The 14515-nt window shown below is 68.4% G+C and carries 9 protein-coding genes; 4 read left to right on the top strand and 5 right to left on the bottom strand.

The genetic code is table 11. The annotated features are described in order from the left end of the window. Positions 1 to 906: 906 nt before the first annotated feature. Positions 907 to 2112, top strand: coding sequence for a cytochrome P450 (locus AB0M59_RS06335; protein WP_364609634.1), 1206 nt, complete (start codon positions 907 to 909; stop codon positions 2110 to 2112). Between the two features lie 27 nt (positions 2113 to 2139). Here AB0M59_RS06335 and AB0M59_RS06330 read toward each other — a convergent pair whose 3' ends face one another. Beyond that, positions 2140 to 4548 carry a LuxR C-terminal-related transcriptional regulator gene (locus AB0M59_RS06330; protein WP_364609631.1) on the bottom strand — a complete coding sequence of 803 codons (2409 nt, stop codon included), beginning with the start codon at positions 4546 to 4548 and terminating at the stop codon, positions 2140 to 2142. Between the two features lie 419 nt (positions 4549 to 4967). Then, positions 4968 to 5708 carry a hypothetical protein gene (locus AB0M59_RS06325; protein ID WP_364609628.1) on the bottom strand — a complete coding sequence of 247 codons (741 nt, stop codon included), beginning with the start codon at positions 5706 to 5708 and terminating at the stop codon, positions 4968 to 4970. Between the two features lie 308 nt (positions 5709 to 6016). On the opposite strand from AB0M59_RS06325, the gene AB0M59_RS06320 reads away from it, so the two are divergent. From AB0M59_RS06320 to AB0M59_RS06310, 3 genes are all read left to right on the top strand, one after another. Further along, the gene (locus AB0M59_RS06320) at positions 6017 to 7168 is read left to right on the top strand and encodes a helix-turn-helix transcriptional regulator (RefSeq protein WP_364609626.1); all 1152 of its coding nucleotides are present in this window, start codon (positions 6017 to 6019) and stop codon (positions 7166 to 7168) included. A gap of 287 nt (positions 7169 to 7455) precedes the next feature. Next, complete coding sequence (locus AB0M59_RS06315; RefSeq protein WP_364609623.1) at positions 7456 to 7911, top strand: hypothetical protein; 456 nt, start codon at positions 7456 to 7458, stop codon at positions 7909 to 7911. Positions 7912 to 7938: 27 nt separating this feature from the next. Further along, the gene (locus tag AB0M59_RS06310) at positions 7939 to 9285 is read left to right on the top strand and encodes a hypothetical protein (RefSeq protein ID WP_364609620.1); all 1347 of its coding nucleotides are present in this window, start codon (positions 7939 to 7941) and stop codon (positions 9283 to 9285) included. A gap of 95 nt (positions 9286 to 9380) precedes the next feature. Here the strand turns inward: AB0M59_RS06310 and AB0M59_RS06305 are convergent, their stop codons facing one another. The 3 genes from AB0M59_RS06305 to AB0M59_RS06295 are packed head-to-tail and all read right to left on the bottom strand — an operon-like array spanning position 9381 to position 14459. Continuing rightward, the gene (locus AB0M59_RS06305) at positions 9381 to 10202 is read right to left on the bottom strand and encodes a thiopeptide-type bacteriocin biosynthesis protein (protein ID WP_364609617.1); all 822 of its coding nucleotides are present in this window, start codon (positions 10200 to 10202) and stop codon (positions 9381 to 9383) included. 19 nt (positions 10203 to 10221) lie between these two features. Beyond that, a complete protein-coding gene (locus AB0M59_RS06300) occupies positions 10222 to 11457 on the bottom strand; it encodes a lanthionine synthetase C family protein (protein ID WP_364609614.1) in 1236 nt (411 codons plus the stop codon). After that, positions 11454 to 14459, bottom strand: a complete 3006-nt coding sequence (locus tag AB0M59_RS06295; RefSeq protein ID WP_364609611.1) for a lantibiotic dehydratase — start codon at positions 14457 to 14459, stop codon at positions 11454 to 11456. The genes AB0M59_RS06300 and AB0M59_RS06295 overlap by 4 nt, the downstream gene beginning before the upstream one ends. Between the last annotated feature and the right edge of the window lie 56 nt (positions 14460 to 14515).

Below are 14515 nucleotides of genomic sequence, written 5' to 3'. Positions count from 1 at the left end.
CGCCGGTCGGCGCCGCACCGGGCACCCAGACGGGGCCGGCATCCCGCCGCGACCGCACGGGCGGTGCCCCGTCGGCTGCCCTCGCGGATTGGGCGAGGTCGGTGGCGGATGTCATGACGTCCTTCGTTGATAAATCGATCCGAGGTCGGCTGGGGCACGGGTAGATCGCGACGCTGCGCAAACGACGGAGCGCGGCTCGGTAGGCGTGGCAGTGCGGCGTACCGCATCTGCCTGGCAGTTCAGGCGTCGCCAGCAGCAATCAGTGCCGCCACGGCGCCCGGTCTCACGGTGTTCCGGCCCAGGTGATGCACCGATCCCGAGCCGGAGATGTTCTGCCCTGAATTGAACTCTGCAACCTCTGCGTTCGTCCACTTCGGAGCTCATCAACTCAGACGACAATAGGGCAGAATGCACGATTGTCAACACGTCAAGCGCATTTATTGGCCAGTGCTTCACGGCTCCCGCGAATAGGCTACGCGGTTCTGCGTATCGCGACGCTTTGACACCGCGTAGACGTATGCCTGGCGGCCGCGTAGTTGCATTCTCTTGGTCTACGACGTGCGATTGGCTCGCCCGGTCGCTTCCCGAGGTGAGCGACGGCGCTTCCGTCTGCTGCGACGCTGGAGTCGCTGGCTGCACTACGTGCTCCCAGAGTGAAGGCTACGTGGCGGCGAGGAACGAAGTACGCGGCCTGAACTGTCACGACTGCGCGGTTTTCCGCATTGCGTGCAAGGTGAAGATCACGGATTCTCAGTGAGGCACGCGTCGGCGCGCGCGAGCACAAAACGCGCATCTCATCGGTCGCTGATCCACCGAGGATCTGTCGCTGAGACGCCGAAGGTGCGCTGACGCGTCGCGGACGCAGTCGGCGCGAGGACAGACCTCACCCCTATGAAAGGTGTCTCGATGACGGCCAACGCTTTTTTCAGTCCTCGCTACTGGGACAACGCGCACGAAGTGGCCGCCGCCCTGCGGGAGCAAGGCGCTGTTCATCGCGCCACGATCCCGCGGGGGGAGCAGGAAATACCGGTTTGGGTCGTCGCGCGCTATGACGAGGCACGGGCGGCGTTGACTGATCCGCGGTTGTCGAAGGACGTCGACGGGCTGATCGCCATCCTGGACCGGCACCTCACCGTGAACGGCCAGAAACCCACCCACAGCAGTATGTTCTCCCCGCACATGATCTTCTCGGATCCTCCGCGACACACCCGGCTGAAAGACCTGTTGGTGAAGCACTTCACGCGATCCCGGGTGGAGGACCTGAAACCACGGGTTGAGCAGATGACCGCCGAACTGCTCGACGATCTCCCCCGGGAGCGGGCAGTAGATCTGATCACCGACGTGGCGTTCCCGCTGCCGCTGTTCGTGATCTGCGAGCTGATCGGCGTGCCGGAGCGCAAGCGCGGGATGCTGCGTGCGTGGACGTACGCCTTGATGGAGGATTTGCCCGCCCGGGCCGGTGAGGCGTCCAAGAACATGCAGGACTACCTGCTCGAGCTGATCGAGACCGCGCGCGACCATCCGGGCGATGACCTCCTCTCGGCACTGGTCCGGGAAGCCGAGAACGAGGACAGCCTGAGCCTGGAGGAGCTGGTAGGCACCCTGTTCCTGTTGTTCGTCGCCGGCCACGAGACGACGACCGCGCTCATCGGCAACGGCATCCGCTGGCTGATGGACGACCCGCAACGGTGGCGAGAACTGGGTCAGCACCCGGAGCTGCTGCCCGGCGCGGTGAAGGAGATCTCGCGGTTCGATGCCGCCGTGGCCACCACGACACATCGGTTCACCACGAGCCCCGTGACCATCGGCGGGACGACCATCCCCGCCGGCGAGATCGTGCTCATCTCGCTGCTGAGCGCCAACCGCGACGAACGCCGATACGATCGTGCTGATCAGCTCGACATCCGCCGGACCGAGTCCAATCTCGCGTTCGGCCGGGGCATCCACTACTGCCTGGGCGCGCAGCTGGGCACGATGGAAGCCGAGATCGCCATCGGCGCGCTGGCTCGACGGTTCCCGGACGCCCGTCTGGTCGACACGACGGATCTGCGGCGGCGGCAACCCGCGATGATCCCCAACAGCTACGTCGACCTGCTGGTGAACCTGGGCTAGCGACATGCCGCCGGCCGAGGTGGCTTGTCACAACTCGTCATGGCCGGTCCCGGCGGTACCGGTGGTGAGATACCAGGCAGCGATTCCGGTACGGCTGCTCGTGCCCAGCTTGCGGTTGAGATTCGAGATGTGCGTGCTGACGGTGCGGGGTGACATCGACAGCTGGGTGCCGATCGCCTCGTTCGTCCACACCCGGGCGACCAATCCGGCGACTTCGAACTCGCGGGGAGTGATTCCATCAGGAAGGGTGCGGGACTCGGGCGCGGTCAACGGCGCGAGTGCGAGGGCGTGCATCTCCTTCGCCGACATGTTCTGCCCGGCAGTGAGGTGGCTGCTCCACGTGTCGTTACCGAGCGCGTGTTGTCCCGCTGTTTCGGCCTGCCGTTGCAGGCGAAGAAAGGGCGTTAGCCCGAGCACGCTGGCCTGGGCCGACAGCTGTCGTGCACGTGCTCCGCCGAGCACCTTCGCAGCTGTCGCGTAGTCGCCCAGCTGCGCGGTGATCAGGCCGATCAGCCACAGACTCCACGCCGGCCCCCAGGCGTCGCCGATCTCCCGCTGGATGCGCAACGCATCCTGCGCCGACTCGGCGGCCTGCCGTGGGGTGCCGTCGAGCATCTCGACCAGCGCCCGCGACCACAGGGCCCAGGAGATGCTCCACGGTGCTTGTGCCGTCTCGGCGTCGGCCAGCAGGGTCACGCTTTCGGTCCGGGCGACGTCGAGGCAGTGCAATGACGCCGCTGACATCGTCAGGAACAGGCGAGCCAGCCACTCATCGGCCAGGGCGCCCGCGGCCTCGAAAGCTCGCGCTGCCTTCCGGAGCAAGCTCAGCGACTCTCGCGCCCGTGCCGGGTCCTGCTCGACCAGCCACAAGCGGGTTCCGCGGGCGGCGTTGAGCGGGCCGAAGTCGCTGTCGAGTTCGAGCGCGGCGGCGGCAGCCTCGGCTTGGGCCAGCAGGGGCTCGGCGCGCGCCGGATTGCCCTGGATCAGGGCGATCCACGCCGCCAGCGACAGCGCCGCCACCTGGGGCACGCTCGGATCGCCGCGGTGGCGGGCGAGCCCCGCGGTAAGCATGCGGACATTCTCGTTGAGCCGGCCGCCGAAGATGAACGCGCAGGTCCGGCTTACATCGACCGCCAGCTCCAACCCGCGCGCCGCGGTCTGCGAGGGGGACAGGAGTCTCTGCTGGCTTGCGATCAAATCCGGCCGGGCCTCGTTCAGCCGGACCATCCACTGGACCTGCAGCGGGCTGATCCATTCGCGGCTGGCACGCGCGGCCAGCGCCTCGAAGTAGGAGGTATGGGCTTGGTGCAGCCGGTCGTCATGGTCGGGTGCCGACACCTGCCGGCCGTACTGACGGATCGTCTCCAGCATCCGGTAGCGCTGGCGGTCCCGACGCAACACGCCCTTGATGATGTTCTTGCCGACCAGCGTGATGAGAAGCGTTTGTACGTCGGCTTCGTCGAGGCCGACGTGGTGGGAGATCGCTTGGACGGCGTCGAGGTCGAAAGTACCTTCGAAGAGGCTGGCCAGCACCCACAGCTTCTGTTGGGGTTCGAGCAGCCGTGTGTAGGACCAGCTCACCATCGCCTGCAACGAGCGGTGGCTGTGCTGAGCGGACGTCCCGTGGTTCAGCAGTGACAGCAGGTCCGGGTGCTCGTTGAGGGCGCGGATGGTCATGGCGTTGCCCGGCAGCGTTGCCGCGGCCAGTTCGAGGCTGAGCGGGATGCCGTCGAGGCGGCGGCACAGCTGCGCCGCGGCGGGATAGTCGCGTTCACCGATCGTGACACCCAGCTCGGCCGCCCGGTCGATCAGCAACTGCAGCGCCTCGTGCACCCCATCGTCGCAGGCGTCGCAGTCGCAGCTGTCCTCGTCTCCGACGCACAACGGCAGGACCGGCACGAGGCGCTCGCCGCGCACGCCGAGCCGCTCCCGACTGGTCGCCAGCACCTGCAGGCCGGGGGCTTCGCGCAGCAGCGTGGCCAGCAGCGCCGGTACCGGCCCGGTACCGGGTGCGTCGCCGACCAGGTGCTCGCAGTTGTCCAGCATCAGCAGCATCTGCCGATCCCGGAGGTAGTCGCAGAGCCTGTCCAGCCCCGGCTCCGCTGCGCTGTCCTGGATCGTGAGCGCGTCCGCGATGGCGCCATACAGCCGGTCACCGCCTTCGCGCAGTTCGACCAGGCTGGCCACGACGACGCCATCGCGGTAGCTGCGCGATGACGTCAGGTCGTTGGCAAGACGCAGCCCTAGCCTGGTCTTGCCGAATCCGCCGAAGCCGGTCAACGTCATCAGCCGGGTGCCGGCACGGGAGAGCAGGTCTCGGGCGCGATCGAGCAGCTCGCTGCGGCCGACGAAGGAGTCCAGCTCCGCCGGCACCGACACGGACGGCTCGGGCGTGTCCCGGATGTCGACGTGGCGGTCCTCGTCGCCGGCCGTCATCGGCGCCCCCCGGCCACGGCGACGGCCGTCCGTCGCGTTCCTCGGCGGTCCCGGCCTGACCGGACGGCGTCGGTGTCCGCGACCTCAGCCAACGCGGATGGGCTTGCCTTCACGTCGAGGCCGATCATCGCGGTTCCGTCGCTTTGGAAACCCCGGTGTCTTCTGGCCTGGGGACGGCGTTGACACAGGGCATGCAGGGCATTCCCGTTCCAACAGCGACGCGGTCGGCTTGACCTGGCTGGATCTCGAGTCCGCAGAGTGCCGCGAGGTGATCGGGCGTCGTTTCCGTGGCGGGTACCGGGATCAGGTGGACGACGCGGTCGGCTTCACCGACGATGCGTCCGTTCGGTAGTTCGACGCCGCGCCGTAGCCGTGCGGCGACGACACCGGGCGCCCAGCCCATGGCCGGTGAGGCCACCTCAGCGGATTCGACCGCGGAAGCTGTCGGCGCTGCGGGACCGGAGATACGCGGCGAGACTGACGAGTTGTCCATGATCACCTGGTTGGTTGGTTATCGGGGTAGCTGGAGCGCCTCGACCGCCGTGGGATTGACACCCGCTGGCGGTCGAGGCGCGCGGACCGGACAGGAGGGAGGTGTGAGCATCGGCTGTCCGGGCCGGGCTGGAAGGCGGCGTCACGGTCGAGGATGGGTTCGCCGGGGGGACGTGCCTGCACCTGTTCTCCTCGGCTTCCAGCCGGAGTGCGAGCGTGTGCAGAGCGCTGACGAGGCTTTGGTACATCTCGGGAAGATCGATGGGCGTGAGCAGTTCAGCGTCGTCCCAGCCCTGCAGGAACGCGGTCAGCCGGGCGTGGGCGTACTTCAACGCGAGCGCGTGATCCGAGGCGCTGTGGAGGCGGGGCAGTGCCCGGTCGACCGTCGCGGCGATGTCCTGGAGCCGGGTGCGGGCGTGATGTTCGGAGTCGCGGTCATGCCAGCGGACGTTCGGCAGCGAGACGAGCGCGTGCCGTGCCTGGATCACGGCGATTCGTCGCCGTTCGCGTCGACGCTCCAGAAGGCGGATCATGATGGCCACCGCCGTGGAGCGCAGGTCGCCGCGCGACGGATTGGCTGCATGTTGCCGAGCACTTGATTGCCCATGGTGCGGCGCCAACTGTCGCGCCAGAAGATCGTCATGTCGCGACGAGCGGCCCAGGGTCATGACGTTGACTCCCGGCCGGTCGTGCGCGCCTCACGCAGGGAGACCGTCAGTGCAGCGCCCAGCTGATTCCGCAGCTCGGCAGCCCCATCCGCGCTGAGGAAGACCGGTTCCGCTGCTGCCGTCGAGCTGACGAGCGCGATCCGGCCGTCGTCCCGCACCTCTACCTCGACAACAGCCGCACAGCCCTGCAGATCGACACCCTCGACGATCCAACAGGTAGGCGCGTGGTCACACATAGTAAAAGACCTTACGAAGATCCAGGTCACAAAGGTTTCCCGCTGGGAAACCTGGATGGGTACGCTGAACGCATGGACTCGATCGGCACCACGATCCGTCGCCTCCGCCGCTGGCGCGGCCTGTCCCTCGACCAGCTCGCGGGCCTGTCCGGGTTGTCGAAGGGGTACTTGTCCAAGATCGAAAATGAACTCAAGGCGATCGACAAGCGGTCGACGCTTGTCGCGATCGCCGATGCTCTGCGGGTCAGCCTGTCCGACATCACCGGTGACGGTCTGGAGATCCGCGACCCCCAGGCCGACATCGCCATCCCGGCCATCCGTGACGCGCTTCTGAGCACCGACCTCGACGGCGCCGAACCACCAACCGGGGATCTCGACCAGTTGTTGTCCGAGACGCAGTTGCTCGCCGCGTTGCGTCAGGCGAACCAGGATGCCGAGGTCGGCGCGCGGCTCCCGGAACTGCTGCGGGCCCTCCACACGCACGTCGGCAGGCCGGAAGCGCTCCGGTCGCTGGTCACCGCGACTCACACCACGGCACTGTTGACCAAAGGGCTGGGTGCGTTCGAGCTGGCGTGGATCGCTGCCGACCGCGGCCACGAGGCCGCGATACGGCTCGGTGAGTCCGGTTGGATCGCGCTCGCCGAGTTCGCACGCACCCAAGCCCTGTCCGGCCTCGGCGCGCACAAGCGAGCAGGAAAGCTCGCCGAACGCGCGCTGGGCCACGTGCCCGCCGACGCCTACGACGTACGGGGCGCGCTTACGCTGACCGCGGGATACACCGAGTCCGTGCTGGGCGGGGATGCTGCGGCGGCGCTCGACGAGGCCGCCGGTCTGGCCGAGCACGTCGAGTTCGGCAACCGGAACTTCCTGCTGTTCGGTCCGGCCAACGTCGTGCTGTGGCGCATCTCGTCCGCGCTCGAGCGAGGTGACCACGCTGAAGCCGCGAGCCTTGCTACGACTCTCGATCCGGTCGACCTGACGATCGACTCGCGCCGTACGACGTTCTTGATCGAGCACGCCCGTGCGCTGTACGGCCTCCGACGTCCCGACGAGGAGGTGCTGGCGCTCCTGGTACGCGCCGAGAAGCTCGGCCGAATTCGGACGCGGACGAACCCGTTCGTGCGGGAGATCATCTCCACGATGCTTGCCCGCGCCCGTCGGGAGAACGTGGCCCGTGAGGTGCGCGGGATGGCTGACCGGATGGGGCTGATCAAAACTTCCTGACTGACGGCCACGACATCGCTTGCAACGCGACCTGCCCGTTCCAGCGGGACCGAGGCAGCCGGCACCACAGAAACGACGCACGTGCCGTCGACGTCGACGGCGAAACGCCCGTTGACCATCTCGGAATGCAAGACTCAGTGTGATCACCGTGCTCGTCGCGGGGAGGGACAGTTGGCCGCAGCGAGCGAGGAATGATCTTCGCCGTAGCAGCTGCGTTCAGGAAATCATGATCAAGTGCGTCGGAGACAGATGACATTTGATGACATTCGGCGAGAAGGATGGCGCGCGTGGTCCGACACGTAACGATCACTGGTACTCGTTCGCTCTCCGTCGAGTCTGAGCTATCCAGGATCTTCGACAGCTATCTCCGGCCGTTCGCCGACCCGCACGCTCACTTCTATGTGGGGGGCGCAGCGGGCATTGACACCGCCGCGTTGGACTGGCTGGCCGACTTCAGCCAAGCGTCGCTGAGCGTCGTTGTGCCCTGCACAGTAGCCGACCAACCCGCGGTGGCAGCTGCCTCGATCCGCCGATGGCAGGAGGACGGCCGCTTGGCCGAGGTCGTGGAACTGGGTGCAGACCGATTGAGCGCTGTGGCCTACCGCGCTCGTAACCGGTGGATGGTGGACAGCAGCGGCTTCGTCATCGGATTTCCGCGGGGCACTGACCCGTCCAGCGGAACCTGGTACACAATCAACTACGCAGCCGAACAGGGCAAGCCCCGGTTAATTGCGCCCGTCTAATACCGACCGGATGGTGTACTGACCATTGTGACCACGATTGATCGGCAGTCCGGGGCGCTCCTGCTGCGCCATTTGCGTGAGAGGCGCGGCTGGTCCTGGACCGACCTGGCTCGAGCACTGCGGGATACCGCGCAACAGCTCACGGTCACCTCCCTGATGAACCGACATCTCGCCAGCATCCAGCGCGCCGTCGCCCGGTGGGAAAGCGTCTCCGACCGAACCAGCCCCGGCGACCGCTACCAGCTACTCCTGGCGCAGCTCTACGCGCGAACCCCGGCCGGAGACCTGGCGATCGGACCTGGATCCGATTTCGAGACCCTGCTCGACGCGCTTCGTCACTTCGGGACTCCGCCGCAGCGAATACAGCATCTCGTTGATCTCGTCGCGCAGAGCGGCCAGAACCATGGCGGCGACCTGCTGGTTGCGCTCGCCCATGCGACACTGCCGACTATCGGGGCGGTCCAACGCGACCCCTCGACGCTCGACCACGAGGTGGTCAGCCGGCTGCACGAGTCGGTCGCGGCGATCAACGGCCAGATCGGCGGAGCGCCGTTCGTTCGCCTCCAACTCCAGCTCGCGCCCATCGTCGAGGCCTGCCGACGGTTCCTGGAGCTTGACCAGGTGGGTCCGCGCCGCGAGTTGCACTTGCTCGCCGCTGCTGCGTACTCGCTCGCCGGACGCCTGGCCTTCGAGACCCGAGACGACGAAGCGGCCATGGCTCTGTACACCGAAGCGACCCGAGCAGCTGGACATCTCGCGGACCGAAGCCATCGAGCCGCGATCCAGACGAGCCACACCATGGTGACCTTGCATGCAACCGACGACCTGGCCGCAGCTCGGACGATTGCTCGCGCCGCGACCGTCGACGCGCACCGGGGCCCCAGCTACGCGGTCCGGGCCCGCGCCCACGCGGTACACGCAGAAATCAGCGCTCGGGCTGGCCAGACCCGCGAGGCAGTTGTTGCTTTGGACCGAGCGTGGAAGACCGTCGAGCAGTTGGCCGTCGATGATCCGCACAGCGGGTTCAACGCCGACCACTTGAGCGGGTTCGATGGCCTGTGCGCCCTCCACGCAGGCGACGCGGGCCAGGCGCACGACAGCCTCAGCCGGTCGGTTGCCGCACTGCGGTTGTCGCGCGATGCTGTCCAGCGCGGCATTGTCAGCACCGACTTGGCGCTCGCGCGACTGCGCCTCGATGACCCGGCTGCTTGCGTCGACCTGCTGCACAAAGCCGTCGACATTGCCGCCACGACGGGTGGCCGAGTCGCCGCCCAACGTATCCGGCTGGCTCGACGCGACCTCCGGCCATGGCGATCCGAAGATTTCTTGGCTGAACTCGATGACCACATTCACGACACCATGATTGGGCGCTGATGGTAGAGGCGCTGCACGATACCGGGCTGCGGTAGAAGATCTGCTCGAACCGGCGCAGCTGGCCCGTTGCTGGGCGCGGACAATCCTGCAGAGAGTCAGTCTCCGAAGACCACCGCTTTCGCCCCGTGGGTGAGGACGCCTTGTTCGGCGTAGGACAGGCCGATTCGGTTCCAGTGAAAGATCACCTGGTGGGCGAGCACGGCCCGGAGGCCGCGTTCGAGTTTCCCCGCCCGGGCGAGTGCGCCGACCTCGGTGCCGGCGTTGTGGAACGCGCTCAGCCATGCACCGATCCCGGCGAGCTGACCGTGCGGTCCGGCCAGCGGGCTGTCCGGATTCGCATCGACGGTCATCAGCCGCCGAAGACCCGCCTGTACGCGACGGAGGTGCTCCGGAGCGATGTCGGGCGGCAGGGGCCGGTTTTCGGCGACGCGAGCCCAGACATCGCCTTGCTCATACCATTCCAGTCCGCTCGCGCGCAGCATCGCGCTGCACAGCAGGACGGTGTGTTCGCGCCGGTGGTCACGAGGATGGGCCAGGTGGTCGAGGATGTGCTGGCTGTCGTGGTGGAACAGCGTGTGCGCCACGCTCATGCCGCTGCTACCGCCGAAGGCATGTATTTCGGGTTCGTAGATGGCCTCGACCGAGTTGGCGATCCCGCCGCTGTTGTCGTGCAGGTTCTTCAGCGTACGGGCGACGACGCGGCGAGCCTCAGCGCCGGCGTCGGGTTGTTCTGGCAGGTAGCGCAGCCGCCAGCACGGCGCCTTGCGGATGAACCACCACGCCTTCGCGACGGTGTTCATGACTGGTCGGAGCCGGTCGGCGGTGATCTTCTCGGCGGCGGCGTAGTCGGTGAACTCGACGGTGACCTGCTGCCAGCGTGTTTCCGGCTGGAGCGGTGGGCCGTCGGCGGTGGTCATGCTGGTCCTCCGGTCGGTTTCAGGCGAGCAGCAGGCTGGAGTCCCAGCGTGATCGCGGGCCGGTGCCGGTGGCGGCGGTGAGCAGGGCGAGCGCCGCGCCGGTACGTCCTTCCAAGAGTTCGATATTGTGCGGCCCGGCCTGCACGCGGTCCCGCAGAAGCGCGGTCAGGGGCGGCAGCTGCCCGGCGAGCTCGCCGGTTGCGGCATCGCTGGCGGCACGCCAGGTGGTATGCAGCAGGCCGGCGGCGCCGTGGCAGAGGCTGGGGTCGATGATCCGCGACAGCTGGGCACGGTCAGTCAGGCAGCCGAGCAGGGCGGTCTCGGCTGTCTGCTGGCGGGCGGTGTCGCCGGTGGCAAGCGCGGCGAGTTGCTGGGCGCGGGCGATGCCGGGTGTTCCGTAGCACCAGGACGGCTGCAGCGGGCCGGGCTGATCGCACCGCCCGTCGCGGGCTTCGGCGACGGTGATCGTGCGTGGCCACCACGGGCCGTGGGTATGGGGCTGCTGCCAGCAGTCCAGCCAGGCGCAGATGCGGGCGATCGCCTCGCGGTGCCGGTCGACGAGGATGCCGCGGCGCAGCGCGAGCGCGAGCAGGGCGAGCGGGCCGGTGATGCCGTGGGCCATGCCGAAGTTGCCGTGCCCGCCCGGATAGTCGGCCAGTGACTGCCCGGTCGGGCCGTGCTCGGTCCACCAGCCCGGCAGCCCGTCCGCGCCTGGCAGGGGATCGGTGAGCCGGACCAGGTAGGCCAGCACTGCGGCGGTCGTCGCGTGCTCGGGCGAGTGCAGCAGGTGGTAGGCGCCGAGTCCGGTGAGGCCGCGGATCAGATCGAACTCGGCCAGCGCAGGACGTTCGCCGCGGTCGATGCGCTCATGCGCGGCCGCGAGCCGGACGCGGGTCAGTTGATGAGTTGCGGTGTCGAGTTGGGCCAAGCCGCGCCGATAGCGACCTGTGCCCTCGGCCGCGGCCCGGGTGACGAACGCCAGAGCGGGTACGCCGAAGAACAGGCACGAGCCGGAGCCGCCATTGAGGTCGCCGGCTGCGGAGCCCGACAGCCACGCGTGTGCGGTGCTCCACCGGCCGGACTGGGCGAAGGCGCGTTCGGTGTGCAGAAGCGCGACTCCGGCGCTGCCGCCGGCCAGTGACTGCGGTTGCGGGCGGTGGAGGCTGTTGTGTGCGGCGAAGGCGGTGTGCGGGTCTGCGAGATCTGCGGCGATGTCGTCGGCCAGGGCCAGCATTGACGGGTCGGGGTGGTTCATGAGCGAGACTTCGGGTGGGTGGTCTGGCTCAGGGCGGCGGTGCGGGCGAGACGGTGGCAGGTCCGCTCGAGGTCCGGGGCGATCCCGGACGTGCGGATGCAGTGCAGGTGCAGCAGTGATGCCAGCACGCCGTCTGGAGCGGGCGCGCCGGAGGTGGTGGTGAGCGTGTCGCGGTAGGTGGCCAGCGCTGCTCGCCGCCGCTCCCACGCCGCCATGATGTGCTCGCCGTCGGGCAGGCCGCGCACCGCGTCGGTGTACGGGTTGGCCAGGTGCAGTGCCTGGTCGAAGACGGCGCGGGCGGGCGCGGTGATCGGGTCGGTGGCGATGTGCTCGATCAGCCACGCGGCGCCCGCCGTCGTGTCGCCAGTGAACCCGGCAGCGAGGTCCACCAGGCTCGCCGCGGTCAGCGCCCGGACGTCCGCGAACTGCGGGCCGCTCACGTGGGTGCGTTGCGCGAGCGCGGCAGCGGAGTCCGCGGCGAATACCGCTTCCGCGGCGATCATCGCCGGACCGTGCCCGAAGCGGCCGGTTTCCGGGCGGTACGTGTCGAGCTGCATCGTCGCGATCAGCCCATTCCGACGCAGCTCCGCAGCCCATCCGCCGACCCGGGTCGCCACCTCGCCGAAGCCTCGGGGGCCGGTCAGGCGGATGCGTAGACGCAGGTGATCGTCAGGGTCACGGTAGGGCATGAACCACCATTGCACCGGCCCGCCGAACGTCCACAGCAGTTCCCGCAGGTGGGTGGTGAGCAAGGCGGTGTGCCGATCAGGGTGGCCGTAGAGCTTGCAGAAGAGCCACTTTCCGGCGCCGGGGAGGTGGTCGTCCTCGGCGGTGGTGGCGATGATCGGTGTGGTGCGAGCCGCGATCGCCGGCCATGTCCGGACGCGGGTGGTGGCCAGCGGGACGACGATCTCATGGGCATGTCCGTCGATCCAGCCGAAGTCCTCGGCAGTAGGAGCTTCGTGCACGGTGGCCCGGCCGTGGCGGTCGAGCTGGGCTCGCAGCAGGTAGAGGTGTGCAGGCTCGTCGAGGTTCAGGAGAACGCGTTGGTCGTTGCCGCCGAGGTAGACCGCAGCTGGCACCATCATCCGCTCCTGCCATCCGCGCACCCCCGTTGTCCACTCCTGCCAGGACGCGGCCGTGTCCGGAAGGTCCTTGCTGGTGAGCGTCCAGCGGGCGGGCGATAGAACCGTACGGCGGTAGGTCAGCCGGGGAAGGAACGGCAGCTGGCCAGCGCTTCCCCAGGAGAACGGCCGGCACACGGCGGTCCGCGCGGTCGTGAGCTCGCAGACGAACCGCAGCAGCGGATGCGCGAAGTTGGTGAACTCGACCGCGCTGAACACCTCCGGCTCGACTGGCCGTGCCCGGGAACGGGACCACAGATACAACCGGTGCGCATCGCCGACGACCAGCAGGTCCGACGGCGTCAGCACACCGTCGATCTCGGTCCGGTGCTCGCCGATCGAGAGCAGATCCGGCAGGATCTGCGGGCTGCGGGCGACGTTCTCGGTGTCGGTATAGAGCGGCGGGCAGGACGCTTGGACCCGTAGTGCTGCGGCGTTGACCGTGGGCACTTCGGCATAGGCCCGGATGAAGCGGCTCCGCTCGGCGGTGTCGAGCAGGTCGAGGAAGCGACCGGTGGTCGTGCCGGCGGCTCGAAACGCACCCGACACGACCAGCTCGAACTCGCCGGCGTCCAGCGCCGCCCGGTTTGGAGCGTGGACTCGGACGGCGAGTTCGGTGTGTGGAGGGAACTGTGCCCGGGCCACGTCTGCGGCTTCCAGTTCGGCGATCGCCGCGTCGTCGAGAGCAACCGCGACGCGACGATCTAGGGCAGCGAGCTGGACCAGCCGTGTCACGGCGGCATCACGGCCGGTCACACGCGGCGCCGGGCGCTCCAACAGGGAATCGCGGTATCCGGCCGGGAAACCCAGGCCGATGCCGGGGTTGACCAGCTCCAGCAGCGGCACGGCCGCGCCGATGCCGTAACGCTCCAAGAAACGGGCGTGGTAGTCCACCCAGATCGGATTGCCGAACGGGTGCGGCGTCAGCCGCGCCAGCACACCCGCGGCCCGAGCGGCCTCGGTGACCACCGCTTTGGGCAGGACAACCTCGGCGTCCATACGCAAATCGACCGGGCCGGAATCGTGGGGGCCGACGTGTTCACGCAGCGCGGCGAGCGTGCTGGCCGAGGCCGGGATGTCCTCGGCGTGGATGTCGGTCAGGACTGTGCGGACGTGGGCGAGCGGGTCGGTGACGGTCATGGGCGGGCGCAGGCTGCTGATCAGGACACGCTGCTCGACCAGTTGGCGCAGCATTGCCGTGATCCCAGGCGTGGCGGTGCCGGGATATGTAGCGGCGAGCAGATCGGCGAGGTCGGCCAGCTGGATGGGAGTCTGTGCCGTGTGAGCGGTGAGCTCGATGGCCGCCGTGAGCCGGATCGACACCTCGGCTGGGTCGATGCGGGCTTCGGCTGGGCCCGGCGCTTGGCGCAGGCCGATCACGAGGCGGTCGTCCCGCAGGATCGCCGTGTTGTTCAGCACGACCGACAGTCGTTCGGCCAGTCCCGGGCATTGCTCCAGTTCGGTGATCACACCGGATAGCCACGTTGCCTCGACGCGGGTAGTCAGGCGGTGGTCCTGACCGATCCGCACTCTGGCGGTCGCGCCGTACGCGGCGGGTGTTACCCCGGCGAATCGGCCGAAGGGGGTGGCTCGGCTCGAGGCCCGCAGCCGATACCGCAGCACCGACTCCACGGCGCTGCGGACTCGACGCGGCCGCTGCTCGTGTCCGCCGCACACCGACCTGACCCGCCGCGCGAGATCCGGGCTGGACGCGGCCACCGCCTGCGCGAACGCCGTGTCCGACCAGACGCTGCTGAGCCAGTCGCGCCAGTGCAGCACTGTCCCGGCGGTCAGATCCGGCCAGCTCTGGGTGTCCACATTGGATGGTTGGGCGGCGATCCGGAGCATGGCTGCGTCGATGGCGGTGTACAACGTCAACAACCCCTTCGCGAAGACGACGGCGTGGTGGGCGGTGTGTGTCGGGCACCTCGTCC

It is taken from the genome of Amycolatopsis sp. NPDC051371 (assembly GCF_040682155.1).
Taxonomy (GTDB): domain Bacteria; phylum Actinomycetota; class Actinomycetes; order Mycobacteriales; family Pseudonocardiaceae; genus Amycolatopsis.
This window is presented reverse-complemented; position numbering and strand designations above follow the sequence as displayed.

Excerpts from the sequence above, each read along its gene's own strand:
- AB0M59_RS06335 (WP_364609634.1), top strand. The coding sequence starts at position 907 with ATGACGGCCAACGCTTTTTTCAGTCCTCGCTACTGGGACAACGCGCAC.
- AB0M59_RS06330 (WP_364609631.1), bottom strand. The coding sequence starts at position 4,548 with ATGACGGCCGGCGACGAGGACCGCCACGTCGACATCCGGGACACGCCC.
- AB0M59_RS06325 (WP_364609628.1), bottom strand. The coding sequence starts at position 5,708 with ATGACCCTGGGCCGCTCGTCGCGACATGACGATCTTCTGGCGCGACAG.
- AB0M59_RS06320 (WP_364609626.1), top strand. The coding sequence starts at position 6,017 with ATGGACTCGATCGGCACCACGATCCGTCGCCTCCGCCGCTGGCGCGGC.
- AB0M59_RS06305 (WP_364609617.1), bottom strand. The coding sequence starts at position 10,202 with ATGACCACCGCCGACGGCCCACCGCTCCAGCCGGAAACACGCTGGCAG.
- AB0M59_RS06300 (WP_364609614.1), bottom strand. The coding sequence starts at position 11,457 with ATGAACCACCCCGACCCGTCAATGCTGGCCCTGGCCGACGACATCGCC.